Annotated in this window: 20 protein-coding genes; 14 read left to right on the forward strand and 6 right to left on the reverse strand. The window is 42.8% G+C overall.

Annotated elements, in window-relative coordinates; genetic code table 11:
- Window positions 1-385: 385 nt before the first annotated feature.
- A complete protein-coding gene (locus tag AC0L6N_RS03240; protein ID WP_473478789.1) occupies window positions 386-976 on the forward strand; it encodes a hypothetical protein in 591 nt (196 codons plus the stop codon).
- Entirely contained in the window at window positions 973-3,711 is a 2,739-nt protein-coding gene (locus AC0L6N_RS03245; RefSeq protein WP_473478791.1) for a family 8 glycosyl hydrolase, read from the forward strand. The genes AC0L6N_RS03240 and AC0L6N_RS03245 overlap by 4 nt, the downstream gene beginning before the upstream one ends.
- A 145-nt stretch (window positions 3,712-3,856) precedes the next feature.
- Here the strand turns inward: AC0L6N_RS03245 and AC0L6N_RS03250 are convergent, their stop codons facing one another.
- Window positions 3,857-5,266, reverse strand: coding sequence for an undecaprenyl-phosphate glucose phosphotransferase (locus AC0L6N_RS03250; RefSeq protein WP_473478793.1), 1,410 nt, complete (start codon window positions 5,264-5,266; stop codon window positions 3,857-3,859).
- Between the two features lie 874 nt (window positions 5,267-6,140).
- Between AC0L6N_RS03250 and AC0L6N_RS03255 the strand changes: the two genes are divergently transcribed.
- Genes AC0L6N_RS03255 through AC0L6N_RS03275 form a run of 5 tightly spaced genes read left to right on the forward strand, consistent with a single transcriptional unit; the run spans window position 6,141 to window position 11,629 of the window.
- Window positions 6,141-7,325 (forward strand): outer membrane beta-barrel protein, encoded by a 1,185-nt coding sequence (locus tag AC0L6N_RS03255; protein ID WP_473478795.1) that lies wholly within the window; start codon window positions 6,141-6,143, stop codon window positions 7,323-7,325.
- Between the two features lie 23 nt (window positions 7,326-7,348).
- Window positions 7,349-7,885, forward strand: coding sequence for a polysaccharide biosynthesis/export family protein (locus AC0L6N_RS03260; RefSeq protein ID WP_473478798.1), 537 nt, complete (start codon window positions 7,349-7,351; stop codon window positions 7,883-7,885).
- A gap of 17 nt (window positions 7,886-7,902) precedes the next feature.
- Window positions 7,903-10,170, forward strand: a complete 2,268-nt coding sequence (locus AC0L6N_RS03265; RefSeq protein WP_473478801.1) for a GumC family protein — start codon at window positions 7,903-7,905, stop codon at window positions 10,168-10,170.
- Window positions 10,167-10,895, forward strand: a complete 729-nt coding sequence (locus AC0L6N_RS03270; RefSeq protein ID WP_473478803.1) for a tyrosine-protein phosphatase — start codon at window positions 10,167-10,169, stop codon at window positions 10,893-10,895. The genes AC0L6N_RS03265 and AC0L6N_RS03270 overlap by 4 nt, the downstream gene beginning before the upstream one ends.
- Window positions 10,886-11,629 carry a VpsP family polysaccharide biosynthesis protein gene (locus AC0L6N_RS03275; protein ID WP_473478805.1) on the forward strand — a complete coding sequence of 248 codons (744 nt, stop codon included), beginning with the start codon at window positions 10,886-10,888 and terminating at the stop codon, window positions 11,627-11,629. The genes AC0L6N_RS03270 and AC0L6N_RS03275 overlap by 10 nt, the downstream gene beginning before the upstream one ends.
- Before the next feature lie 51 nt (window positions 11,630-11,680).
- Here the strand turns inward: AC0L6N_RS03275 and AC0L6N_RS03280 are convergent, their stop codons facing one another.
- From AC0L6N_RS03280 to AC0L6N_RS03300, 5 genes are all read right to left on the reverse strand, one after another.
- Window positions 11,681-12,085, reverse strand: coding sequence for a 3-phosphoshikimate 1-carboxyvinyltransferase (locus AC0L6N_RS03280; protein WP_473478808.1), 405 nt, complete (start codon window positions 12,083-12,085; stop codon window positions 11,681-11,683).
- Window positions 12,082-13,485 carry an O-antigen ligase family protein gene (locus AC0L6N_RS03285; RefSeq protein WP_473478812.1) on the reverse strand — a complete coding sequence of 468 codons (1,404 nt, stop codon included), beginning with the start codon at window positions 13,483-13,485 and terminating at the stop codon, window positions 12,082-12,084. Before AC0L6N_RS03285 ends, AC0L6N_RS03280 begins: the two co-directional genes overlap by 4 nt.
- 112 nt (window positions 13,486-13,597) lie before the next feature.
- Entirely contained in the window at window positions 13,598-14,242 is a 645-nt protein-coding gene (locus tag AC0L6N_RS03290) for a hypothetical protein (RefSeq protein ID WP_473478815.1), read from the reverse strand.
- 239 nt (window positions 14,243-14,481) lie between these two features.
- The gene (locus AC0L6N_RS03295) at window positions 14,482-16,473 is read right to left on the reverse strand and encodes a bifunctional diguanylate cyclase/phosphodiesterase (RefSeq protein WP_473478817.1); all 1,992 of its coding nucleotides are present in this window, start codon (window positions 16,471-16,473) and stop codon (window positions 14,482-14,484) included.
- 21 nt (window positions 16,474-16,494) lie between these two features.
- Window positions 16,495-17,142, reverse strand: coding sequence for a transglutaminase-like cysteine peptidase (locus tag AC0L6N_RS03300; protein ID WP_473478820.1), 648 nt, complete (start codon window positions 17,140-17,142; stop codon window positions 16,495-16,497).
- 371 nt (window positions 17,143-17,513) lie between these two features.
- Between AC0L6N_RS03300 and AC0L6N_RS03305 the strand changes: the two genes are divergently transcribed.
- The 7 genes from AC0L6N_RS03305 to AC0L6N_RS03335 all read left to right on the forward strand — a co-directional run bounded on the left by AC0L6N_RS03305 (window position 17,514) and on the right by AC0L6N_RS03335 (window position 25,383).
- Complete coding sequence (locus tag AC0L6N_RS03305) at window positions 17,514-18,677, forward strand: glycosyltransferase (protein ID WP_473478823.1); 1,164 nt, start codon at window positions 17,514-17,516, stop codon at window positions 18,675-18,677.
- 1 nt (window position 18,678) lies between these two features.
- Window positions 18,679-19,269: a serine O-acetyltransferase gene (locus tag AC0L6N_RS03310; RefSeq protein ID WP_473478826.1), complete on the forward strand. Its 591-nt coding sequence runs from the start codon at window positions 18,679-18,681 to the stop codon at window positions 19,267-19,269.
- A 35-nt stretch (window positions 19,270-19,304) separates the two neighbouring features.
- The gene (locus AC0L6N_RS03315) at window positions 19,305-20,585 is read left to right on the forward strand and encodes an O-antigen ligase family protein (protein WP_473478828.1); all 1,281 of its coding nucleotides are present in this window, start codon (window positions 19,305-19,307) and stop codon (window positions 20,583-20,585) included.
- A complete protein-coding gene (locus AC0L6N_RS03320; protein WP_473478831.1) occupies window positions 20,582-21,691 on the forward strand; it encodes a glycosyltransferase family 4 protein in 1,110 nt (369 codons plus the stop codon). Before AC0L6N_RS03315 ends, AC0L6N_RS03320 begins: the two co-directional genes overlap by 4 nt.
- A 422-nt stretch (window positions 21,692-22,113) precedes the next feature.
- Window positions 22,114-23,103, forward strand: coding sequence for an NAD-dependent epimerase (locus AC0L6N_RS03325; RefSeq protein WP_473478833.1), 990 nt, complete (start codon window positions 22,114-22,116; stop codon window positions 23,101-23,103).
- Window positions 23,104-23,124: 21 nt separating this feature from the next.
- Window positions 23,125-24,237 (forward strand): glycosyltransferase, encoded by a 1,113-nt coding sequence (locus tag AC0L6N_RS03330; RefSeq protein WP_473478835.1) that lies wholly within the window; start codon window positions 23,125-23,127, stop codon window positions 24,235-24,237.
- Window positions 24,238-24,276: 39 nt separating this feature from the next.
- Entirely contained in the window at window positions 24,277-25,383 is a 1,107-nt protein-coding gene (locus tag AC0L6N_RS03335; protein ID WP_473478838.1) for a glycosyltransferase family 4 protein, read from the forward strand.
- The last annotated feature ends 1 nt before the right edge of the window (window position 25,384 follow it).

The following is a 25,384-nucleotide window of genomic DNA, read 5'->3' on the forward strand; positions in this document are numbered from 1 at the left end:
GTCTCGGCTTTTTTACGTTAGCAAATTCCCTCTGCGTACTTCTTTACGGCTATTGTTAGTTCGCTTGTTAGCTCCTTCGGCACTTTTTCGTTACTTTGTTCGGTATTTTCCTCAGCTTTTTCCTCGCTCGATTTTTACGCAGTCTTACTTACGTCTTATGAAATATTTCTAAATGTAAAGTTTGTGTTAATGGCGGCGGTTTCTTTGTGTAGTCTTTATGACCATAAGGCGAGGCGAATGTTTGCTGAAGTAAGTAGACCAGCATTCTCAGCACCGCTTTACGCGCAATGCCCATACGTACACAACGCCGTTAGGCATCACCAGCTCACTGATACCTAATACGGCGACACAAAACACAACACATATAGAACATAAGAGGAAGCCGATGAAGACACTACTGATACTGACCTTATTATTTAGTTGCTTAAACGCCCATGCACTCATCATTAATTCTGATGTAACCAAACTAGGCGAACAGCAATATCAAGCTGACTATCAATTTTTTAATGATAGCCAAAATGCCATCGATGGGCTCACTGTATATTTTCAATATGGTGTGTTCGACAACATAGGGTTGCTTTTTAGCCCTGTTGATTGGGACGTATATGTTGCGCCGTCACAAAGCATATTTGGCCTAGAAGAAGACGGATTCGTCGATGCCTTAGCATTAGCCAGCCCGTTACAGGCAGGGGAAACATTAACCGGGCTATCGGTTGTGTTCGATTGGACCAATAACGCAGAGTTAATCAGCACCACACAGCGCTTCGAAACGTATAACGCCAACTCTTTCGATATAACAAGCGAAGGTGAGTATCAACTAAGCACAACGCGAGCCGTTAGTGCGCCAATGAGTGCATTATTCTTCATCGCGTTAGTTGGTGTAATGGGCCGTTTTATAAGACGCCAAGGTAAATCACATTTTGCAGGGGACCTAGGTGGAAATCATCTTCGCGTGGGCGAAGGAGTGACAGCATGAGCACTTTATCAGTCAGCAATACGATGAGCAGTGCCCCCAGCGTGAAAATGGTTTCTATAAAAAAGAGGGTCTCATTAGCACTAGGAACTCTGCTCTTAACATCTTTCAGTATGCCGTCATATGCTGAAGTGAGCATTGATCACTTAACGCTAACAAACAAAACGCGGATAGGGCGAAGTGATTACCGGTACGAGTTTTCGGTGTTCGTTAAAAATGACGCCGAGCGCGTTCAAGACGTACAAATAGACGTGACTTCGAGTACCCCTCATTCACGAATAGAATCTTCTGGTGTCAGTGTTATAGAAATACCCGCTAACTGCGTGCTTGAGCTAACAGAGCCGTTCGTACTAGTCCAAAACCGCCGAGCACGATTCAATGAGCAGGACTTAAGTTGGGTTATCGACTACCAGCAAAGCGGCAATGCCATTAGCGATGACTTTTCGCCGAACGCTGCTTATCACACGGGTGAATATAAAAATTTCTTTGTTGAGCGTGGCTTAGCAACCCAAGAACAAGTCACCGCAAAAATTAATGCCACCTATCAGCAATTGTTCAAATTGGTGCCCGACCAAGCTGTACCGCAGCCCAGTAAAGGCGAACGAATTTACCATGCAGGTTTTGATGACAGTATTGATAACTGGCAGTGGCATGCGGATAACGGTTCGCAGGTTGAGGCGACACTTTCTCAACACGGGGGAGCTTTAATCATCACGCCAAATTGGCAAAGCGGCGGTGACGCGCTCGCGGTTCTTTCAAGCCCGTTTGAGCCCATTGATGCAACGCAGGGCGTTGATGTTGAATACAAAATGGCTGTTGATCAAGCCTACGCTGATGACGGTGCTATGGCGGCGCAGCTCTTTATTCAAGACTCATCTGGTGGAATAGGCTTTTTTGCGTATCGTACAATAACCCAACCCGATGAAAGCACCATTTTAGTCAAAGATTTAGGGCCTGATACGAATTTCGGTTACTTATCTGAAGGGTTCGATTTTAGCCAAATCAACACCATAGGGTTCCAGTTTTTAGCAAATGGTAAAGGCGCTGATATTGGTGGCAATATCATTGTTTCAGAAGTAAGCGTTTACCAACCAGTTGGTGACTCAGAAACAGATAACAGCCCTAGTTTCTTAGATTCATTCGACCATGGTATTGCACAGTGGCGTGCGGGGGCGAACAATGGAAGTGCTATTGAGCCAGCGCTGACAGTGGGCAATGTGATAGACGACGATGGCCAAAGTAATAATGTGTTATCAATCAGCCCGAATTGGCTAAGTGATAGTGACGTATTTACCGTTAAATACCAACAGTTCGCCGGGGTTGATATCACGGACGGGCGCGATATCAGTTTCGACGTAAAGATACCCGCTAATTACGTAGTAGACGGCAACTTAGTCGTGCAAATAATGCTGGAGGATGCCAATTATCAGCCTGCCTTTTTGGGTTACACCATGGTCGATGGATTCCCTAAAGATGAATTTATCACCCTTAGTTTTAGCGATGTTAGTGCTGCCACTGAATTTGGCTATATCAGTGACAGTTTTGATTTTAGCCAACTGCGCGGTATTGGCGTGCAATTTGTCGCAAATGGCAAAACGCCGGAACTGGCAGGCGATATCCAAATAGACAATGTCTTCGTTGCGGGGCAAGCGCCCAGTGAGCCGGCACCTGAACTTTCTGATACCACACTGCTGTATGGTGTGGGTGACAACATGGCATTCATCAAGGCAATAGATTCAAACGATATTCGCTCTGAAGGCATGTCTTACGGCATGATGATCTCTGTGATGATGGACGACCAAGAAACCTTCAACAAGCTGTGGCGATTTACTAAAGCTAAAATGCAAAATACGTCCGGCAATAGCAAAGACTTTTTCGCGTGGCGACTCAGTGGCAATGCTCCTTATAATGCGATTGATACCAACCCTGCACCAGACGGCGAAGAGTATTTTGCAATGGCACTATTTTTTGCGAATAACCGCTGGGGGAGTGCTGATGGTATCTTTGATTATCAGCAAGAGGCAAATGACATACTCCACGATATGATCTTCACCAAATCTGATAACAGCAGCACGCGGCTTATGATGCATCCCGTTTATCAACAAGTTGAATTTGTGACGACGACCAATGTGGCGAGTTTCTCCGACCCCTCATATCACCTACCGGCTTTTTACGAAATGTGGGCGTTGTGGGCGGATGAAAACAACGATTATTGGCACGAGACCGCTGCCATAAGTCGTCAGTATTTGGCGAAATCAGCTCATCCAGTTACGGGCCTATTCAGTGACTATGCTAGTCACGAAGGTGAGCCCCAGACGACTAGCTTTAACCCTGATAGTCATAAAAGTGCCTACGATTCATTCCGGGTGATGGGTAACATGGCCATGGATTATCACTGGGTAAGTCAGTCACCTGTTCTGCAGTCTCTGGTGGAGCAGCAAGTTACCTTTTTTACAGGCGAAGTTGAGCAGTACGGTGATTTCATTGCTGTGTATGAGGTCGACGGAACACGTGAGCCTGGTATCGATTACCGTAGTCATGGTCGCACTGCAATGAATGGGGTAGGGGCCACAATAAGCGAAAACCCGTTTTCTACCGAAATGCTGAATTACTTATGGCAACAAGACGCGCCCACAGGAATGTATCGCTATTACGATGGGCTACTGCATATGTTTGGGTTATTGCACGCAGGAGGCGAGTTTAAAATCTATAGGCCAAATGAAAACGAGCCTGAATAACATGCGCCTGAATAAGGTGAGTCAATTAAAGTGTGGTGCACTCGGCTGTCGAATTAGGGGAGTATCAATTAGCTAAAGTCAGCTCATAGTAGACACAAAAACGCCGAGCAATTGCTCGGCGCTTTTTATTTAACTAAATGACCTATTAATAAGCATTTTTATTAATAAACCCACGGGTAACGGTGGCGAGTATAATTCGAATATCCATCCACACTGACCAGCGGTGTATATAATCCAAATCATATTCTACGCGCTTAATCATCTTGTTAATGGTTTCAGTCTCACCGCGAAAGCCGTTGATTTGCGCCCAGCCAGTGATGCCAGGGCGTACTTTATGACGCAGCATATAGCCTTCAATCAACTTTCGATATTCTTCATTGTGCGCAACCGCATGCGGGCGAGGCCCAACGACTGACATACGGCCTTGTAACACGTTGATAAATTGTGGCAATTCATCCAACGAAGTTTTACGTAAAAAGGCACCAAGGGGCGTAATGCGTGCATCATTTTTGGTCGCTTGCTGCACTTTATCGCCGTTGTCTTGCACCGTCATGGAGCGAAACTTATACACTTTGATTTTCTTGCCATCTAAACCGTATCGGTTTTGCTTGAAAATCACAGGGCCTTTAGAGGTTAATTTCACTGCCATGGCAATAAATAGCATGGGGATGGCGATCATCGTCAAAATTAATGACGACACAACAATATCTTCTAAACGCTTAGTGATATCGCCTGCACCTTGAAAGGGCGTATCAAATACGCTCAAGGTTTGAATCGAACCAACACTCTGCCAGCGAGCATTCAACAGGTTATACATAAAGAAGTTAGGGATGATATAGACCGTAGCGGTAGAGTCACTGCACATGTTTAAAATTTGCATGATACGCTTCTCGGCGCTCATGGGCATGGCAATATAGATGTAATCAACCTCGCCTTCTTTGGCTAGTTTAATGGCATCTTGAATGCTGCCCATCACTTGATGCTGAATTTCATGGGGGATACGAGCCGGAGCTCGGTCATCGTACATGCCTTTGAAAATGATCCCTAATTGATCATTTTCCATAATCTGGGTTGCTAAGTTGTATCCCGATTGTGTCGCCCCAATCACAATCGCTCTGCGCGTATTGTGGCCTTTTTTACGGTGCCTAAACAATATTTCGCGAAACGCCACGCGCCAGCTAACTAAGGTCGGTGCACAAAGCACCAACCAACTTAAAATCACAAAATTAGATGCAGCGATACTTTCTGGGAAAATAAAGGCATAAGCAGTCGTCACTAAAGAAGATACACCCCAGGCAATCATGGCCCACTTTATCATTAAAGTGTTTGGGGCGGTCCGCCAAGAGCGATACAAATCAACTGCTTCTGCACACAACATATAAGAAATGATGCTGACAAAAAGTAACAATAAATCTGAGGAATTAATCGGTAATCCTTGATATAACAACACAAGAAAATACACTAAGGTGATAACAACCATATCGACTAAACGATAAAGTGTAGAAAAACTACTTTGGTTGCTCTGAATTATGCCCCCGGGGCTTTTATTATGCATGATGTCTCTACCATTAAAGTTGCGTACTACATTTAAATTTACAGTGCTTGTAAAAGAAATTGCTCCAATATCGAGCGGAGTCTTAATTTTGCGACAGGTTAATGTCGCTAATTCCCAACATCTAAAAACCTATAAACCTAAAAAATTCCTTTTAGCTTCAATATCTTGAGTTGATATAGAAGTTAGCCTGCTCTGGACCGCAAACATTATATCACGCTATTCTGTTGTATAATTACGACATATTTTTGTTTTTTTTGTGACATTGCTGGTACTTTCCACAATAGCGAGTGTGTTTTTTGTTTATTATTTTCAGATATAACCGAACTTAGCACTGACGAGCCAAGCAGCTGACCAGAGAATAAGCAAGTATGAGGCCATTTATTAACACTTTGGTCTCAGAAATTCAGTAGCTCTATATGGCTCTGGGCACTCCATGACAAAGTGCATGAAAATTAAGCGACATTTTCACTTAATAAGAATAACTAGTAGAAGATGACCGACGCGTTTTTGAGTCGATTTACCCGTTTGCATCGCGCTACAACGGTGTATTTCTCGTTTTATAATCAGAAAAATTGAATATCCCGCGGTTTTTTTGCAATATTTGCAATCGCTACATCCTTTATATGGTGTCATCTTGGTTTAACGAGAACGGTATACTAATAGGCGAAACTGGATAATTTAGCTTTATCGCGGTCTTTAATGGCATAAAATTCGCTTAATATCTCGCTTCGCCGATTTTACGAGTCGTAACTGGTGGTTTTTTACTGTTAATTTGTGTCAAAATATATAGATAACAAGACGCTAATTTCATTAGAAAATTGATACACTTAGTATAAGCAAGAGCTTATTTTAACTTTAAAACAGAGATGATTGAATGAGTAAGACTAAATTAGCAAGCACCATAGGAATGGTATGTGTATGTTCGTCGTCATTTGCCCAAGAGGAGGCCGGGATTGACCTTGGGGCATTCGAATTAGTACCAACACTGACAACAACGGTTGGTTTTAATGACAACGTCACCCGCTCGAATAATAATGAGATAGAAAGCTGGTTTAGTTCGATCGTCCCAAAATTTACATTGGTAAATAACTTTGGCTTAAACAGCTTACGTTTTGGCTATCAGCTTTCTCGCGGTGATTACTTCTCAAGTTCTGCAGATGATTACACAGATCATTTGATCTTTGCCTCATTAGATTATGAACTTAATAGCCGTCATCGAATTAAAACCCGTATTGATCTTGAAGATGGCCATGATGATAGGGGGGAGCGTTTTTCAATTGGTCGCGGAGACGAATTAACCTCTCCAGATGAATTTATAGAAAGTGAAGTGGACTTTACCTATTCTTACGGTGCCCTAAGCGCCCAGGCAAGATTGGATTTAAACCTAAACTACCGGGACCTTGACTATAAAATCGATACCGATGAATACAAGGCCCGTGATAGAACCAAAAGTAAAGTCGGAGGGACGTTCTATTACAATATCGGCGCCGCGACAGACTTACTTTTTGAAACCACTGTTACCGACGTGGAATATGCATTTTCAGTGAATGATGCAAATTCATTTGATAGTGTAGAAACTAGCTATTTGATTGGAGCGCAATGGCAGTCAACCGCTTCTACTTCAGGCTATGCCAAGATCGGTTACCAAGACAAAGACTTTGACGCTGCTGAGCGTGGGAATTTCTCTGGCACCACGTGGCAAGCTGGCGTGGTTTGGGAGCCGTTAGAGCGCGCCACCCTTATTCTCGATACACAAAATGAAGCCCGTGAAACCAACGGCGAAGGTGATTTCATTCGCCGCAAAGATATCTCCTTGACTTGGCGTCATGAATGGTTACAACGTTTACGAACAGAAGCGAGGTTTACCGTTGGTACGGATGATTATGAAGGCAGTGGTCGAACAGATGATTTGCAAGATATAAACCTTGCTGTTATTTATGAATTTAGGCGCTGGTTAACCTTTAATTTAGGTTACACCTTTAGCGATAGAAACAGTAACCAAAATGCAATTGATTTTGACCAAAATGTATATCGTTTGTCAGCAAAAGTGACTTTATAGTCTTTGTTTTATTTGGAGTGAATATGAAATCAAAAACCATACTTTTGTTGTGGCTTGTGCTTTTCAGCAGTGCCGCTTGGTCGTTAGATGCTAGTTTGAGTCAGTATAAGTTAGGCTCTGGCGATGTGATTAAAATTATCGTATTTGGTCAACAAGATCTTTCCCTGACCACTAAGTTGCCAAATCATGGTGTGATCAACTACCCATTTTTGGGGGATTTAAGAGTCACAGGTTTAACCGGGTCAGAACTTGAAGCAAAACTTTATGCAGGCCTCAAAGGCGATTATTTAGTTGAGCCCTCAGTATCGGTAACCGTGATTGAATATCGCCCTTTCTTTATCGACGGTGAAGTCAAAAGGCCTGGCGGTTACCCATACCAGCCTGGATTATCGGTAAATAAAGCCGCTGCGTTAGCAGGAGGTTATACAGAAAGGGCGTCGAAAACAAAGATATTTATTCGTCGAGAAAATGAGTCTGGCCAAGCGGAACAACTAAATGCAGACTCTAACGATATAGTTTTACCCGGTGACATAGTTACCGTCCAACAAAGCTTCTTTTAAAAGGTATGTAGTTTATTATGTCAGCGCAATCAAATGGACAATTAGAGGCTAAGTTACTGGACTCAGAAACGATCGATTTAGGTCATTACTGGCAAACAGTTCGACGTTACTTGTGGCGCATTATTGGATTAGCAGTATTCATTACAGTATTAGTCGCACTTATCGTAATGTCTATCACGCCGCAATATAAGGCGACTGCTAAGTTATTGATTGAGTCTAAACAAGCCAAAGTGCTTTCGATTGAAGAAGTGTATGGTTTAGATTCTTCAAGAAAGGAGTATTTTCAAACTCAATACGAGATATTGCAATCAAGACAGATCGCCGAGAAGGTGGTCGAAAAGCTAAAGTTATATGAAAACCCCACCTTCGCACCAGGTTATGAAAACAGTCAAGCTAACTTTGTGAGCAAGCAAATAGCGGCAATAAAAGCAGGCGTTATTTCATCGCTTCCTTTCTTACCGCAAAAAGAAAAAGTGGTTTTAACTGAAGCTCAACAACTTGATGCACGCAAACGTTACGCCACTGTCAAGGTGATGCAAGCGTTAGCAATTAACCCGCTTATTAATACACAAATCGTAGAAATTAGTTTTGAGCACGAAGATCGGCAATTCGCGGCGCTAGCAGCAAACGCAGTAGGTGACGTATACATCGAAAACTACCTGGAATCGAAGCTTGATATGACCACCAAGGCGACCACTTGGCTAAATGAAAGCTTACAAGGTTTGCGCACTAAGCTCGATACTGCGGAGCGACGCCTTTCAGCGTTTTATGAGCAAGAAAAACTGGTCAATATCGACGGTGTAGTGGGCCTAGCGGCTGATGAATTACAAGATCTTAGCCGTCAGTTGATTGATGCTCAAGCGGCCTATAATCGCGCTGAAACGCTGTACAATCAGGTTAACTCAGGAGCGACGATCGCCGAGTTAGCTGATTTACCTGAAGTCATTAACCATCCAGCGGTACAGAATGTCAAAAGGCAGCAAATAGGCGCTCAAAGCCGAGTGTCTGAGCTAAGTGAGGTATACGGTCCTAAACATCCTAAGATGATTGCAGCCCAAGCTGAACTCAGCTCTATCCAGAATAGTCTCAACGATCAAATTCGCTCATTGGTGTCCGGGGTGAATACTGAATTCAGTACTGCAAAGTTGAAATTGGATGCGTTGCGAGAGGAAGTGAATGTTAATAAGGAAAGTTTCCGTAAACTCACCAACCTTGAAAGTCGACACAAAGCACTGCAGCGTGAAGTGGATATCAATCAGCAGCTTTATAGCTCGTTCTTTACACGCTTAAATGAAACCTCAGAATTAGGTGGGTTCGAATCTGCGAATGCACGCATGTTAGATTTGGCTGTGCCTCCTTCGTTCCCGTCGAAGCCTAAAAAGGGCTTGATCATTGCCGCAGCCTTTATTGTGAGTTTAGGCTTCGGAGTGTTTTTAGCTTTAGCAATGGATGCATTGAATAGCGGTATTCGTTCAGTGGAAGATGTGGAGCGTAAACTAGGCCAACGCATGTTGGGCTTAATCCCCTGGGAAGCGCACAGCAAGAAAGCCAACCTTTCACTACGTCATTTCTTCGACGGTAAGCGCCATACGTTTAGTGAGGCAGTGCGAACGTTAAGAACGAGTTTACAATTGCTGAATATTGATAAACCATCGAAAACGATCCTCGTGACCTCTAGTGTGCCCAAAGAAGGTAAAAGTACGGTATCCATTAACTTGGCCTTTGCTATTGGTCAGCTGAGTAAAGTACTACTAATAGATACGGATCTGAGGCGCCCAACTATTGCCAATCAATTCAGCTTGCCAGGTTTTCAACCAGGTGTTGCAAACTTGATTGCAGGTACGCACACGCTTGAAGAGTGTATTGTAACGGATGAAATGTCAGGTATTGATATTATTTGCGCAGGAACCGTACCACCGAATCCTCAAGAACTACTTGCTTCTGATAGCTTTAAGGCCTTGATGCAAGACTTAAAAGAGCGCTATGAGCATATCATTGTTGATAGCGCACCTACCCAGGCCGTGAGTGACGCTATTGTAGTGTCAAAGGTATGTGACTCAGTGGTCTATGTGGTTAAAGCCGACAGTACGAGCGACAAACTTATAAGTAACGGTTTAAGTCGCTTCTTGCAAGTGGGACATAGGGTTGACGGCGTTGTGTTAAACCAAGTGGATTTGCGTAAAGCGAAAAAGCATGGGGAATACACTGGCTTCTACGACCAATATGGTTATCACAGTTATAATCAAGATAACCACTATAAGGCTGAAAAGACTAAACAATCTTGATCGACTTACACAGTCATATATTACCAGGAATAGACGATGGGGCCCCTGATTTAGCGGCGTCATTAGCCATGGCTGAACAATCTGTGTCTGTTGGGGTCACTCATATGGTGTGTACCCCGCATATCCACCAGAGCTATTTCGATAATGATATAGCTAATATCGCTCAGACTTATCAAACGCTAGTAACGCATTTAGCCCAAGCTAACTGCCCTCTTAAACTGTCATTTGGTGCAGAAGTCCGTATTACTCCAGATATCATGATCTGGCAAAAACGCGGCCAAATTCCGTTTATCGGCAGGTGGCAAGATAAAGACGTAATGCTGCTCGAGCTACCTCATAGTCATATTCCCCCCGGTACAGATAATTTAGTGCGCTGGTTAATCAAAAATAAAATTCAACCTGTAATTGCTCACCCTGAGCGTAACCGAGATATAATTGCTAACCCGGATAAAATTTTTGCATTGAAGCGAGCGGGTTGTTTATTTCAAGCGACAGCGGGTGCCATAATCGGTCGCTTCTCTGAATCAGCGAAAAACACCGTAGAGCTTTTATTGGCGCGTGATCTTATTTCATACGTGGCATCTGACACCCATAGTATCAATCGTCGGCCCAATGATATGGCTGAGGCGTTTATTGCGGTAACGGCACTCAAGGGTAAAGAGTATGCTGTGAACTTATTCAAAACGTTTCCATGGTCAATATCCCAAGGTAACGCATGGCAATAACTCCTATTAGCAACATCACTCACACGCGTGTATTTATAAAACGATATGTGGCAGTGCTCAGTTTTGCTTTGCTTGCATTAGTCTGCTTATTTGTGGCGCTGCGTTTCACCAGCGCTAGTTTTGACTTTTATAAAGTGCAAAACATGGTGACGTCTTGGCAAGAACAAGGCGATACGCTGACTATCGAAGAGTATCAGTCCGCCAAAACGGCCATAGAGTCTGCGGTTGATAGCCAGCCTAGCCATCCTTTGTATCGAGATTTACTAGGGCAAGTGTCTGAATGGGGGGCAATAGCAGGCTACGAAGAGTCAGAAAGCTCACTAGGCTTGGCAAAAGCGCATTATCTGCGAGCGACCCAGTTGCGCCCGCTGTGGCCTGTCACCTGGGCTTCTTTAGCCATGGTTAAGTGGCGTCTACAAGAATTCGATGACGAAATGCTATTGTATCTGCAACGAGCGAGTGAGTTAGGGCCACAAAAGCCCGAGGTGCACATTTTATACGTGAAGTTAGGTATGGCTTTGTATGCGAATAATCACCCAATGCTGCTGACCATTCGAAAAGAGTTTTACCATCGAGTGGCTCTTGGTTTAAGCGCTCCTCAGAGCCGGAAGCAAGTGCTAGAACTGATCACACAATACAAGGCTGAAAAACGCGTGTGCAGATGGCTTAGAAATGAACCCTTGTCGGTCCAACGGAAAGTACCAAATTGCCCAGCCAGTAAGAGAAAACGCTAAGCATCCAAATGCTATTTGTAAGTTGACTATCGAAAAAGTAACTAATTAGTCTCAGCTCTTAAACCAATCCCACACACCAAGTGAATAATCTGGCAGTAAATCAATGCCTAATGCTGATTTAAGCAAGTAAATTAGCAAAATACCTGTTAATGCAGAAAACGTCATGAAACCAGCAAGCAGCAGCGCGTTAATAAAGCGGCTGGCTCGTAATTGAGAGCGGGTCATGCTGCGATGGTTCTTTCCCGCCAACAAAACATAATAGTAACGATATTTAAACCAAGGAATAGTGCCACGTAAATCTATCGGGTGGTGACCCCACTGACGGCTACTCACAGCATTTCTGAGGTGAGATAGCTGCTCTTCACTAAATGATGCTTGAACGGATTTTGGCATGCGTTCTAGCAAGTTTACAATCGCCGGGTCTTGCTCTATTGGCCCACTAAATTTCTTGCTCATACCGCTACCTTCTTATTTAAATGTCGCTTTTTACCCCTTGTTATTTTTAGCTGATTGATGGCTAAAGACAAAGCTAAAAAAACGACAAAATAACATGTATTCGCAGGTGCTTGCAGCGGGAAATCAACCGTCATGTGTAATGACATTCCTAGGATAGCCATACAGCATGCGAATGCGGTTCCCTTTAAAATAGAGGGGCGATGTTTGCGCATCGCTCGCACGCTCTTGGCAAAACACCATAAAACAAGCAAAGCTAAAAATAGTGTCGCGGGGACTCCGTATTCAATCGCCATTTGCAGATAATCATTATGCGCATGGTCGTAAAAAGAGTGAATATTAGATACCTTGTAGCTAGGAAAGGTACTATAGAAACTACCACCACCACTACCGAATAAGGGGAAGTCTAAGAGCATAGGGATAGCGTCCGTAACAACATCACCTCTGCCTTCTTGAGATAGGTTGGTGCTCTCTAAACGCTCTTGCACTTTATCGAGTCCAAACCATGCGCTGACTATAAAAACATCAATCACGAACATACTAACAATTAAAATGGACAAGCCTCGGCTGCGGTTTTTAATTATCACTAGAGCCAAAACTCCTATCAGGGTCATAGTCGCAAAAAATGCTGCGTTCCCCATCCGTGAGCGAGACATTACCAGCGCAATTACCATGATGGCCAAACTAATGCGAATCAGTGCCTTACTGCCCAGTAATGTCGACAATATTGAGCGCATAATATCTCTAGGACTGCCACTTTGGTTACCTTGCAGGCTGGCTACCATTAAGCCTATACCAGCTGATAAAGTCAGCACTAAGAAATTAGCGAAGTGATTTTTGTAAACAAAGCTACCCGTCGCCACATCACTGACAGGTAAGCCGAAAATCATGCTGTACTCGCTGCCTGATAAAACCTCTAATGCGCCATACAGAGCTTGAATCGCGCCACTTGCTAACATGGTAAGCAAAATCAATCGTAAGCGCTTTTCAGTATCCACTAACACTAATACAACAATGAGCAAGCAGAAATAGCTAAGGCTTTTGAGCAAATTGATATAGCTTTGACCAATATCTAACGATAGATGAAACTGCTCAACACCATAATGTAGTTGAGCTTCATAACTCATCGGGCTCAGGGCATTTATAATAGAGGCGGGTAAGGGGATAATCTGAATGATGGCGAATCCCAAGAAAACCAACCAGAGACCTATTGGCAGCCGGTAAGCACGTAACCCCATCCAAGGTCTTGTTCTTCGCAAATACGCGCACGCCAGAGACAATGAGAAAATAACGACTTCCATCAAGCCCCAAGCCCAAGGGCGGTTTGAGCCTAATGGGATAGGTAACCACACCAGCAAACCTAATAAGATATAAAACGAGTAGCTATGAAGTTTGGTATTCAAAGGATCCCTTTAGCTATTTTGAATGCGTGGTAAACGAAATGAAAGTGACAACTGAATGATTGTAAACAAAAAAGCCAGCGATTTTCGCTGGCTTTTAAAAATACTAAATCATTTAATTGGTTGAGGCAGTGGTATCCCCGCCACCCGTACCACCTGCGCCGACACCTGTTCCAGCTGGCGTCGCTGTTACAGCAACGTTAGCACCTGCTGCGGTAGCTGCTGAGACGGTTGTTGGGTCAGCACCTGCCGAGATTGCGGCTAATAGTGCATCGTTAGGTTCAATTTCACCGGTCGTAATGGCTGAGTCAATAACGTCTTGAGCAAAGCTGGGGTAAAGTGTGACCGCCAATCGTATGATCTCACCAGCGTCACCAGGAAATGCTTCGATTGAACCTTTGGTTGAGTCAGTTAACGTGTTCAAATCAACCATGTTGCGCATGAAGTTTGCACTAATTTTTGTGTTTAACCCAACGACTAATCTCGCTGTGCCACTGATCAAAGCATCGTCTTCTCGCGTCACATCTGCAATGGTTTGACTTACCGCTTCGTCCAACGTCGCTCCGCTTTGAACCAGAGTGACTATCGCGCTATGAATAGTGCGCCCAGGTTGATCTTCATCTCCAAAGAGAATGATTTCCTGCTCAGTTAGAGCCGCGTCATTTGCACTCACCTGTTGAGTGGATTCTGTCTGTTGAGCATGGACGGGTGATACAAGCATCACGCTAGACAAAAATAAATAGGTTAAAAAATGTCGCATAAAAACTCCGAAAAATAGAGGTGTGAGCTTAAAACTCACAACAAACGCTGCAATCATAAGTTTAGACGGTCGAAAAAGCAATACTAGACTAAGGTCGACCAGGTAAAAAAACGAGTCTTATCAGTATTTTGCTGATGGAAGTTAAATACTCATTGAGTGAGAGTTAACTGACAACTTATGCCTTGTTTATATTGACTTAAGCGCAATTGAACCCCTTTGACATTACTACACTCATTTACTTATTTAGTATCGACCGGCATACCGATGTAATAGCCCTGTAAATGGTCAACGAATAAACCAGTCAAGCATTTCGCTTCAGCTTCACTTTCCACCATTTCAGCGATGACTTGGATGTTCAGACCGTGTGCGATGTTGACCAAAGATTGAACAAATAATTGGTTGTCAGGCTCATTGTGAATATTGCGCACGTAACGCCCGTCTAGCTTTAAATAATCAGGGCGGATTTTGCGAAGGTGTGTGATTGCAGCTAATTGTGCGCCAAAGCGCTCCACTGTGATCCTAACGCCGCGCGACTTCAGCTGCTGAATAAAGCGCATTAAGTCCTGTGTGCCATTAACCAAAGCCCGTTCTGGTATTTCGAGCACTAATTTAGCGCAGGCTGCACTATCTTGGGGGAGGGCGCTAATAAGCCACTGGTGAAAACTAGTTTGGCTGAGTGATAAACGAGATACATTAAGGCCAATCGCATGCTGCTGATTAGGCAACTGCGCCAATGCGCTCGCGATTAACAACTCATCAAGTTTTTGCGCGTAATTGAGCCTGACCGACGCCGGTACCAGTTGGCCCATGGGCAAGTAACCGTGAGCTTTATTGTCGCTATCAGTCTTATTATGTTCTGAGCTATCAGCCTTATTCGCAGATGCACCAGTACCTGAACTGAAACGCGCAAACCACTCGGCGTAGAGCGTCTCGCCTTGCTTAGTCTGAATTGGCTGAGCGACAAAGTCTGCGTGATTCTGCTGCAAAATGGTGTTTAATTGCGCGCGCCATTCACAGTTGCTGTGATGTACGTCTTCCTGTTGTGCTAACTGCCATCTATCTGTGCTAACACTCGCACCAGAAAGGGCATTATCTGCTCGTTCTAATACATCCGTGCGAGTGTCGCCAAAACTAAATGACCCCACACCGACATGAGCCGTGCCTAGTCTATACTCGCTTTTTTCAATGGCATTGAGTTGGCTAATAACACTTTGCGCAAAGCTAACAGTGGGTTGCTGAGCAATATCTTCTAATAACACCACAAAATCAGCCCCTGAAACTCTAAACAAGGTTCCATTGAGGTCTTGTTGAGCAAGCGCATTTTGCAATTCTTGACTGACAAGAGTGACATATTCGTCCCCCGCCTGGTAACCCAAACTACTGTTAACTTCGTTTAAGCTGGTCAAACGGATAAGCAGTAAATAACCTTGTGAATGTTGTTCGCTATCAGCGAGTAATTGTTCAAAAGCCAATTCAAACGCCCGGCGGTTAGCCACACCTGTGAGCGTGTCCTGATAGGCAAAATCGCGGTAACGTTCAGCTTGGCTCGACAGCTGAGTAAACAGTTTAGCTAGCTGAGCTGACATTCTATTTACCGCTAGCACGATACGTTTCAATTCAGGGGTGCGGGGGATCGTCGCAATTTGTTCAAATTGCTGTTTACTGATGGCGTCAGCCTGTTTCACCACAGCCAATAAAGGCGTAGTGATCATTTTGACCAAAGCATATAACAGGACTAGAGCACCGATAAATACGGCCAATATCATCCAAAAAGACTGCACCGCATTTTGCCACAATTGTTGATACCCAAACCCAGGGTGACTTTGCACTGCTAAAGTGCCTGCCATCGTCCAGCCGTCATTCAGATCAGTAACGCTTTCTGGTGGGGTAAGGGGCAATAACTCCCGAAACCACTTAGGCACACCTTCAACCGTACTTGGGTTGTGTTTTTCGAGCAATATATTTTGGTTGGCATCACGCAGCACCATGCTTTGGTAAAAACCACGGTCAAAAATAGCATTCATCATGGTATCTACCAAAGGCAAGTCTTCCTGCACTGCCACGTAGGGGGCAATGGATAAACCGAGCGATGTCGCCGTGTCTTGTGCGTGTGACGCTAGTTGCTGGTCAACAAAATCTCGCGTGTTGTTAGTATTGATCCAAAGTGTGCCTATAAACACGAGTATCAACACAGCGAGCAAGCTTAAGCTCAATTGTCTAGACAGTGGCATAACGGGTTTCCTCAAGCATCATTAATCGCCTAATTGCATTCGTTGGTTTAAATCGTTCCATAAATTATTATTACCCCCTTGCTGTACTTTCTGGCCTCGGCCTTGTTCTTTAGCCAACCAAAGGCCGTCACCGTTAAAGCTGTAAACGGGTAATAAGTCGCGGCGGCGTGAAGCGGGTAAAATACGTCTATTAATATTATCGAGTACCAAAGGCACTGAATTTGATTGTTCGTAGTAGGCCAGCACCATATGGGCCTGGCGCAGGCGGGTTGCAGTAACATACATCAAGCGTAATTTTTCGGCGGGAACGCCCAATTCTTTTAAGCTGAAATATTTAGCTATTACAAAGTCTTCGCAATCACCGCCCTCGGTGGCTAAAAACTCGACTGGCGTGGCCCAGTAATCGTCTTTCCCCCAATGCTTGATGTCGTCGACAAATTCAAGCTCATTGAAGAAATTGTTCACCCTGTAGAGTTTTTCATCAACGGGAATATCGAGGTTATCGCTGAGGAGTTCCTGCCATGCTCTAACACGCTTTAGTGCTTCATTGTCATACTCGCTGCGTATTTTATTAAACAACGCGTCGTTAAATACAATGTTGCTATCCGCTAGCGCGCGCAACATGAATAAAACAAACACTATTGAAAGAAAAATACACAAAAAACGCATTAGAAAATAAAATCCTTTACCTATTTTTGGCCAGCGAATGAGATTTCCGCTGGTGCGTTGTGACTATCGCTCAACGAGACAATGGCTAGCAACTCGTGTCATAATAACTAAATCCGCACGCATTATAATAAATCTAAGTATGAGGACGCCCGTGGCGCAAGTGAAAGGAATAGTACGTTAACCTACTGAACATTGGCAAAGTATTCTTAATTAACGCTTTGGTGTAACCTTGGTATTATGCTTGCTTTATCGGCGCTGTATCAAAGTTTTGGGCTCTTCCACAGAAGTGCAAGAATGCGTTGTAAGCGCCACTGAACATTGCTGCAACTTAAGCAATATGGATTTTGATTTAATTTACAGAAGTAGCATTGATGTTAAATTACCACAATAAGACTATCGCCTTCGTGATCAACTCATTGGAAGGGGGCGGAGCGGAGCGGGTTATATGTAACCTAATATGCAACATACAAGACAGTTTTACTGCCAATGGCTGTAACGTTTACTTGATCTTGCTCGATGATTTGCCCGAAGAGCAGCAGTGCCCAGACTATGCAACTAAAATCACCCTTGATGCCAATGGCAAACTTATTTCCAGTTATTACCAACTAAGCCAATGGGTTAAAAATAACAAACCTGACTTATTGGTCAGCTTTTTAACGCGCAGTAACCTCGTTGCTACCGTTATTGGTAAGCAACAAAACATACCTACTGTGATCAGTGAAAGGGTTAATACTAGTAGCCATTTTGCAACATCTCGTACGGGTTTTATCAGTAAATTCTTAATTAAATTACTCTATCCTAAAGCGACATGCGTAGTGCCTGTGTCACAAGGCGTTATGCAAGACTTAGTCGATAATTACAGTGTGCCACAATCCAAATGCACCGTCATGTATAATGCATATGACAGAAGCACCTTGCTGGAAAAGTCACAAGCAGCAGTCAACGATTTACCGACCAAGCCTTACATGATTGGCATTGGGCGCTTAGTGCCTAATAAAAATTTCTCTTTATTAATCAAGGCATTTGCGAAAAGTGCGAGCCAGCGAGATTTAGTGATCCTAGGCCAAGGGCCCGAGATGCTTGATTTAAAAGCCCTAGCGAAACAATTGGGTGCTGAATCGAGAGTACACCTACTCGGTTTTCGAGAAAATCCTTATCCCTACCTAGTGAATGCAGATTACTTAGTTTCCTCATCAAATGCAGAAGGGTTCCCCAATGGTATTGCAGAAGCAATGTGTTTAGGTAAGCCTGTTATTGCAACAAACTGCCAATCTGGCCCCGCTGAAATACTAACGGGCGATAACAACACACAAACAGATAACTATTTAACGGCCGAGCACGGCATTTTGTGTAAAGTGAATGATGTTGATGCACTTAAAGGTGCAATATATGACATGGAATTAGCCGATAATCTTCAACGATACGAAGTTAAAAGCGAACATAGAGCTGCATTTTTCTCGTATGCAGCGATGCAACACACCTTCGAGCAAATTGTAAAAAAAGCCTTAAATAATTCTGAAGTCAAAAGAAATTAAGATGATAAAAACAAAATCTGATTATTTACGCTATCTAGAGCAAGACAAAAAGGCACTCAATATCAAGGGTGGGCTTAAAGATAGGTTGACACATGACATTTGGCACTTTCAGAAAGCGCTGAGAAAACTCGAATATTACAAAAATACATCGTCAAATATCGTGACTAAATTCTATGCACTTTATCTGCAGTTCAGAGTGAGAAAGTTAGGTAGAAATCTGGGGTTTTCTATTCCTGCAAATGTATTTGGTCCCGGGTTATCTATAGCTCATGCTGGGACAATAGTGGTTAACAATAACACACGTATTGGCGCAAATTGCCGAGTACATGTTTGCGTGAACATCGGTGCAAGTGCTTCTGACGGTAGCAAGGCTCCGATCATTGGTGACAATTGCTATATTGCACCAGGCGCAAAAATATATGGTGACATAAGCCTGGGTAATAATGTCGCTACTGGCGCAAATGCAGTAGTAAATAAGTCTTTTGCCAGCAACGTGACATTGGCAGGCTCACCTGCAAAAGTAATTGCTGAAAAGGGGCCCTTAGATTTCAGACATGAGTCAATAGTTGGTGCGGGGACTGATGAAAAATAAGTTGCTGCGAATGAAGGTTTACTCGGGGATCGCGCATGTTTGAGTTAGTGAAACTAATAGTCGGCCTGATCACACTCTTTTATGTTGTAAAATCCATAAAAAAGTCATCCAATAAATATATCGCATTTGTAATGTTAGCTCTATGGATTCGGTTTTTCTTATCTGCATTCCATACTATTACTTTTCCATCTTTGGTTGCTGGGTTTTCCTTAAACGCGCTAGGTTCTATCGGAATAACAGCTTTTGGTGTATTTATTATACCGACCGCTTTTTTTGGGTTGAAAAAATTTGCTACCATCTATTTTTTCCTATTGACTGTTTTAATTAGCGCTCTATTCAACGAGGAATATGTTGGCTTGATTAAAGTTTTGGTTAAGTGGACCTACTTTCTCACTATCGCAATCGCGCTCTTTCTTGCTTTCAAATTGAGTGGCATTCGAGAAACCCTTAAGAGAGCTTTGATACCCTTTATAATGCCAGTTGCGTTGCAATTTCTATCGATCTTATTGGGTGAAGTAAAAGCATCTGAAGCCGATAATTCAGCAAGTTACATAGGCGGTTATAACCACGAAGCTGCATTTTCCATGATGTTAGTCGCCTTTGTAATATTGGTTGGTTTGATGCCTAAAAAAGTAATTCGCTGGCAGTCAACATTGTTTTTTACTGGTGTAATATTTATATTTCTGGCGAACTATAGGACTGCCGTTATAGCAGTACTACCGGTCGTTATAATATTCTTACTTTCTGGAATGCAACAAAAAATGGAACCTCGCTACCAATTGCCTGCAATCGTATTTGGTGGGTTAACGTCAGTCGCTGTGCTCTCATTTTTTTTCAGTACCCAACAAGAACGCTTTCAAGACATAATCATATTCATAAGTAATTTTGATGAATTAATCAAAGCACCGTTTTACTATACAGAGTTTGAGAAAGATATTTTTTCCGCTCGTGTATATATATGGAGCGATTATCTATATGCCTTTGGGGCAGGGGATTTTTGGCAGCAGCTTTTTGGAAACGGTCCGGAGTCTTGGGTCGGTTTATTTCCAAAATATGCTCATAATACTTATGTATCATACGTTTATGAGTTTGGGTATTTAGGGCTTAGTTCTTTCCTTTTTCTCAATCTCATTGTTCTGGTGTCTGCATGGAAAATGAAAGATAAAAATTTATCTAAAAAAGTGTTTTTCTCTCTAGTCGGCTTTTTAATTATGAATTTGGCTACTATGCCCATATGGGCTATAGAAGGTCTTATTGTGTATGCAATACTCCTAAGTATAACATTTGCAAATCCCCGAGCTAGTGAGATGAAATGAAAATATGTGCAATTGGACTGCGTGGAATACCGAGAGTTATGGGTGGCATTGAGTCTCATTGCCAGCAGCTTTATCCGCGACTCGTTGCTCAGGGCACTGAAGTGACCGTTTTGGCACGCTCACCCTACGTGCAAAAAACGGCGTATGAATTCCAAGGGGTAAAGGTTGTTCCTGTTTGGGCGATGCGCCACAAATTTCTAGAAACGTTTTTGCATACGTTTGTCGCTATATTTTTTGCGCGCTTATTTGTGCACCCTGATGTTATTCACTTACATGCCATCGCCCCTGCGCTATTCACTCCGTTGGCACGCTTGTTAGGCATGAAGGTCGTCGTGACCCATCATGGGGCAGACTATGATCGCCAAAAATGGAATGCCTTTGCCAAAGGCTTACTTAAAACAGGCGAGAAAATGGCAATTAAATTTGCAAATAAAATTTTGGTGGTAGGCAATTCTCTTACTGAACGCTTAAAGCAAGAGAACCCTAAGCAAGCCCACAAGATTGAGTTTGTACCTAACGGCGCAATCGCGGATTTTGATAGCAACGTGACTCTAAGCGATCTGCACGCAACCGGCCTTACAATAGAAGAGCAGAGTTACATAGTGACAGTGGGTCGGTTAGTACCTGAAAAGGGCTTTCACGACTTAGTGAAAGCTTATCTTATGGCTGACATACCACAGAAGTTGGTGATAGTAGGAAGTGCTGATCACCAAGACGCTTATTCTGATGACTTATTACAGCAAGCATCTGAGCGAGTCATTTTCGCAGGAAGGCGTGAAGGCCTTCAGTTAAAAGCGTTATATAAGTTCGCTAAGTTATTTGTATTACCTTCGTATCACGAAGGGTTACCCATTGTTGCGTTAGAAGCGATAAGTGCAAACACACCTGTATTACTTAGCGATATCCTGCCCAACTTAGATATTGATTTAAAACCAGATAATTACTTTTCGACAGGGGACTTGGCGGACTTAGCTAAAAAATTACAGCTACCCATACCTCGTTCATTCCGAGACGATATATTGGACAAATTCGATTGGAATAAAATTGCAGAGCAAACTTACGTGCTGATGTATGCCACAGCTACAAAGCATTCAATCAGTACCTAATTACATTGAACATACTATTAAGGGTAACATCTTATTGCTGTCGTTGGCCTTAAAATTGCTTACTTCAGAAAAAGAACATGTATAATTTGGTTATTGTGATTTTGATATAATAAAGGCTCCCACTTTTCGATTCAATTTGTGCTAACTTACGCACTTTTTGTTGGGTGTGCTTAATGTTGTGGCTATAGAGCGATTAGCTGACATGGACATGGATGAGAATTATGCTAACTGGTCAAAATGCGAAATATTCTGCTGAACGCATGGGGGAGCTACTTTATTTCCCAAAAAATAAAGCATGACGACAGTGAATATGGTTAAAGCACAGCCCGAAAATGGTTTCACTTTTAGCATGGAGCTATCATGTTGGACGACTTGTGCAAACTAACACTCAGATCAATCACACATATTAAACGAGATAATATATGAAATATTTAGTAACGGGCGCCGCCGGATTTATCGGAAACTATGTCGCTGAAAAGCTTTGCTCACAAGACCATGAGGTCGTTGGATTGGATAACCTTAATGATTATTACGATCCAAAATTAAAATTAGCGCGTTTAGCGCGTATTGAGCATTTGGATAATTTTACCTTTATAAAATTAGACATTTCTGATCGTGACGGTATCGCTACGTTATTTGCAAACGAAAAATTTGATCGTGTGATCCATTTAGCGGCACAAGCTGGTGTTCGTTACTCCATAGAAAATCCGATGGCTTATATTGACTCCAATATGACGGGAATGGCCACCATTCTTGAGGGTTGTCGGCATAATAAAGTTGAGCATTTGGTGTACGCGTCTTCAAGTTCAGTATACGGCGCCAATAAAAAAATACCTTTCTCTGAAAATGACCGAGTAGACTATCCTGTATCACTTTATGCTGCGACTAAAAAGTCTAACGAATTAATGGCGCATACTTATAGCCATCTGTATTCATTGCCCACAACTGGCCTACGTTTCTTTACTGTTTACGGGCCTTGGGGCCGACCCGATATGGCGCCTTTCCTTTTTACCGATGCTGTTGTAAACGATCGCCCGATAAAAGTATTCAATGAAGGCAAGATGCAACGAGATTTCACGTATATAGATGACATTGTTGAAGGGATATTGCGCATTCAGAATGTAATACCTAAGCCAATCGAAAACGACGTCTCTACGTCAGAATATTCACCTTTTTATAAACTGTATAATATAGGTAACAATACCCCTGTAGAACTAGAAGAATTTATCACTTGTATAGAAAATGCGTTAGGTAAAAAAGCAGTTAAAAACTACTTACCTATGCAAGATGGCGACGTAGTTAGAACCTTCGCCGACATTACAAATTTAGAAAACGAAATAGGCTTTAAGCCACAAACAAAATTACAAGATGGGATCAATAATTTCGTCGAATGGTTTAAAAACTATCATTAATCTCGCGCATAGGAGAATTAAGTGAAAGGGATTTATATAATAAACTCACTCGAAGGAGGAGGCGCTGAGAGGGTGTTTTCTTCGCTTGTTTCTTTGATCCAAAATGACGCTAACGGCGACGATATAGAAATCATTTTAATTGATGATAGAAAGGACATTTATGCGTTACCTGAGCAGGTCATCGTTCACCGAATTGGTGAGATGAGTTCATTTCGATCATTTCTTAGATATATGTCTATCGTGAAAAAGGCGAAACCTGATTATGTGGTGAGCTTTTTAACCAGAGCCAATATGTATAACGTTTTCGGTAGCTTTTTTGCCACCTACAAAGCCTTAGTCAGTGAACGGAGTAATACAAATGGCCGCTTGAAGGGAAGTTTCATAGCATTAAAACGTTTGTTAGTGCAGTTTATTTATAAACGAGCAGCGCTGGTCATTGCTGTATCACAAGGCGTAAAAGACTGTTTGGTTGATGATTTTAATATTACGTCGAACAAGATTTTTGTTTTGAACAACGCAATCGATGTCAAGGCTGTACAAGCCCTTGTAACGGGCAGCGATGCCGTCCCTTATAACAAGTATATCGTTGCAATGGGGCGTTTGGTGAAAACCAAGGGGTTCGACACACTGATTAAGGCATATGCTTCATCTAAAGTGCAGAGCGACCTCAGAATACTTGGTGATGGGCCTGAAAAAGAGTATTTGCAAGGCATATGCAGTGAGCTAGGAGTTACAGAAAAGGTCTATTTCGAAGGTTTTAGAAGTAACCCTTATCCATATATAGCGCAAAGTGAGTTCTTTGTGCTTCCATCGCAGTTAGAAGGCTTTCCAAACTCTCTAGTGGAAGCTTTGAGCTTGGGGAAGGCTGTATTATCAACAGATTGTACGGACGGCCCAAGAGAGATATTGAACTTGGAGGCAACTATTGAGCTCAGCGAAGTCCATCAAGCTGAGTTCGGCGCTCTAGTTAATGTAAGTGACGACGTTGGACTTGCCAAAGGTTTAAGTTTATTGGAAGACGACCTCACATTACGCTCACGTTACGAAAAATTAAGTTTTAAATGCATTGAAAAGTATTCTCCAGAGAATTTCTACGCAAACTTTCAGTTCATTCTAAGCAAAGCATTTACATAAAAACTTTATAACAAGTTTTAGATTAATGAGGTACGCGTTTTGTCTAAAGTAGATATGGCCTTTATTGGTGGGCGAGGGCTGTTTTCGAACTATGGTGGTGTTGAAAACGCTATTCGAGAAATCGCATTGGAAGTGGCTAAAAAAAGCGAAAATATAATCGTATATGGTGCGTCTAATGAAAATGAAAACGTATTTAGCCTGCCGCAAAACTTAACTCGAGTTGATTGCCCGTTATTGATTTATAAACAATTAGGACAGCATGGTCTTATTCTGTTCTGTGTTTTACACGCGCTATTTGTAGGTAGACCGAAAGTTGTCTATCTATTTGCTTCGGGCCCATGTATTTTTACGCCTTTGTTAAGGTTAGGTGGGATTAAAGTTATCACTAGCCTGCGCGCTGTGGATAGCGCCAGAGATAAATGGGGCAAAGTCAGTCAAAAAATTCTTCAGATGGGAGAATATTGCTCTTGGCGTTTTTCAAATGCCTTTACTGTCAACAGCAAAGAGATGGTTGAAATCTATGCACCTAAGCGCAGTGATGTTAAATTTATTCCTAACGGTGCAAAAGGGATAGAAACCAAAGGCGAAGGCAAGTTAAACGAACTCGGATTAACTGCGTACGGTTATTTTTTGTTTGCCGCACGCCTTGACCCAGTTAAGCGCTTACACATTTTACTCGAAGCACACAGTAAGCTCCCTCAAGAAATACGCCCTCCTTTGGTCGTCGCTGGCGGACATGTTAAAGACAAGCAATACGAGCAACAACTAATCGATATGGCTGCTTCAGATGTTATATTTGTTGGGCACATTTCAAAGAAAGACTTAGATCCTCTCATGGCCCATTGCCGAGCCTTTATATTACCGTCTGTGTTAGAGGGTATGTCAAATAGTATTCTTTCTGCTATGGCAGCGGGTAAGCCAGTTCTTGCTGCTGATGTACCGGCGAATAGTGACTTGGTTGAATTTAAAGATGCGTTGTTTACAGCAGACGATGTAATTGAATTACAAAGTAAATTGGAAGTGCTTTCAACCGATAGTGAGTTTTGTGCAACTTTGGGGAGCCGGCTTAAAGGACGAGCTCAAATGGAATACAGTTGGTCTACAACAAGTGAAAAATTCTATCAATTATCCAAATCGATTAACTAAA

Source organism: Paraglaciecola sp. G1-13 (assembly GCF_055809255.1).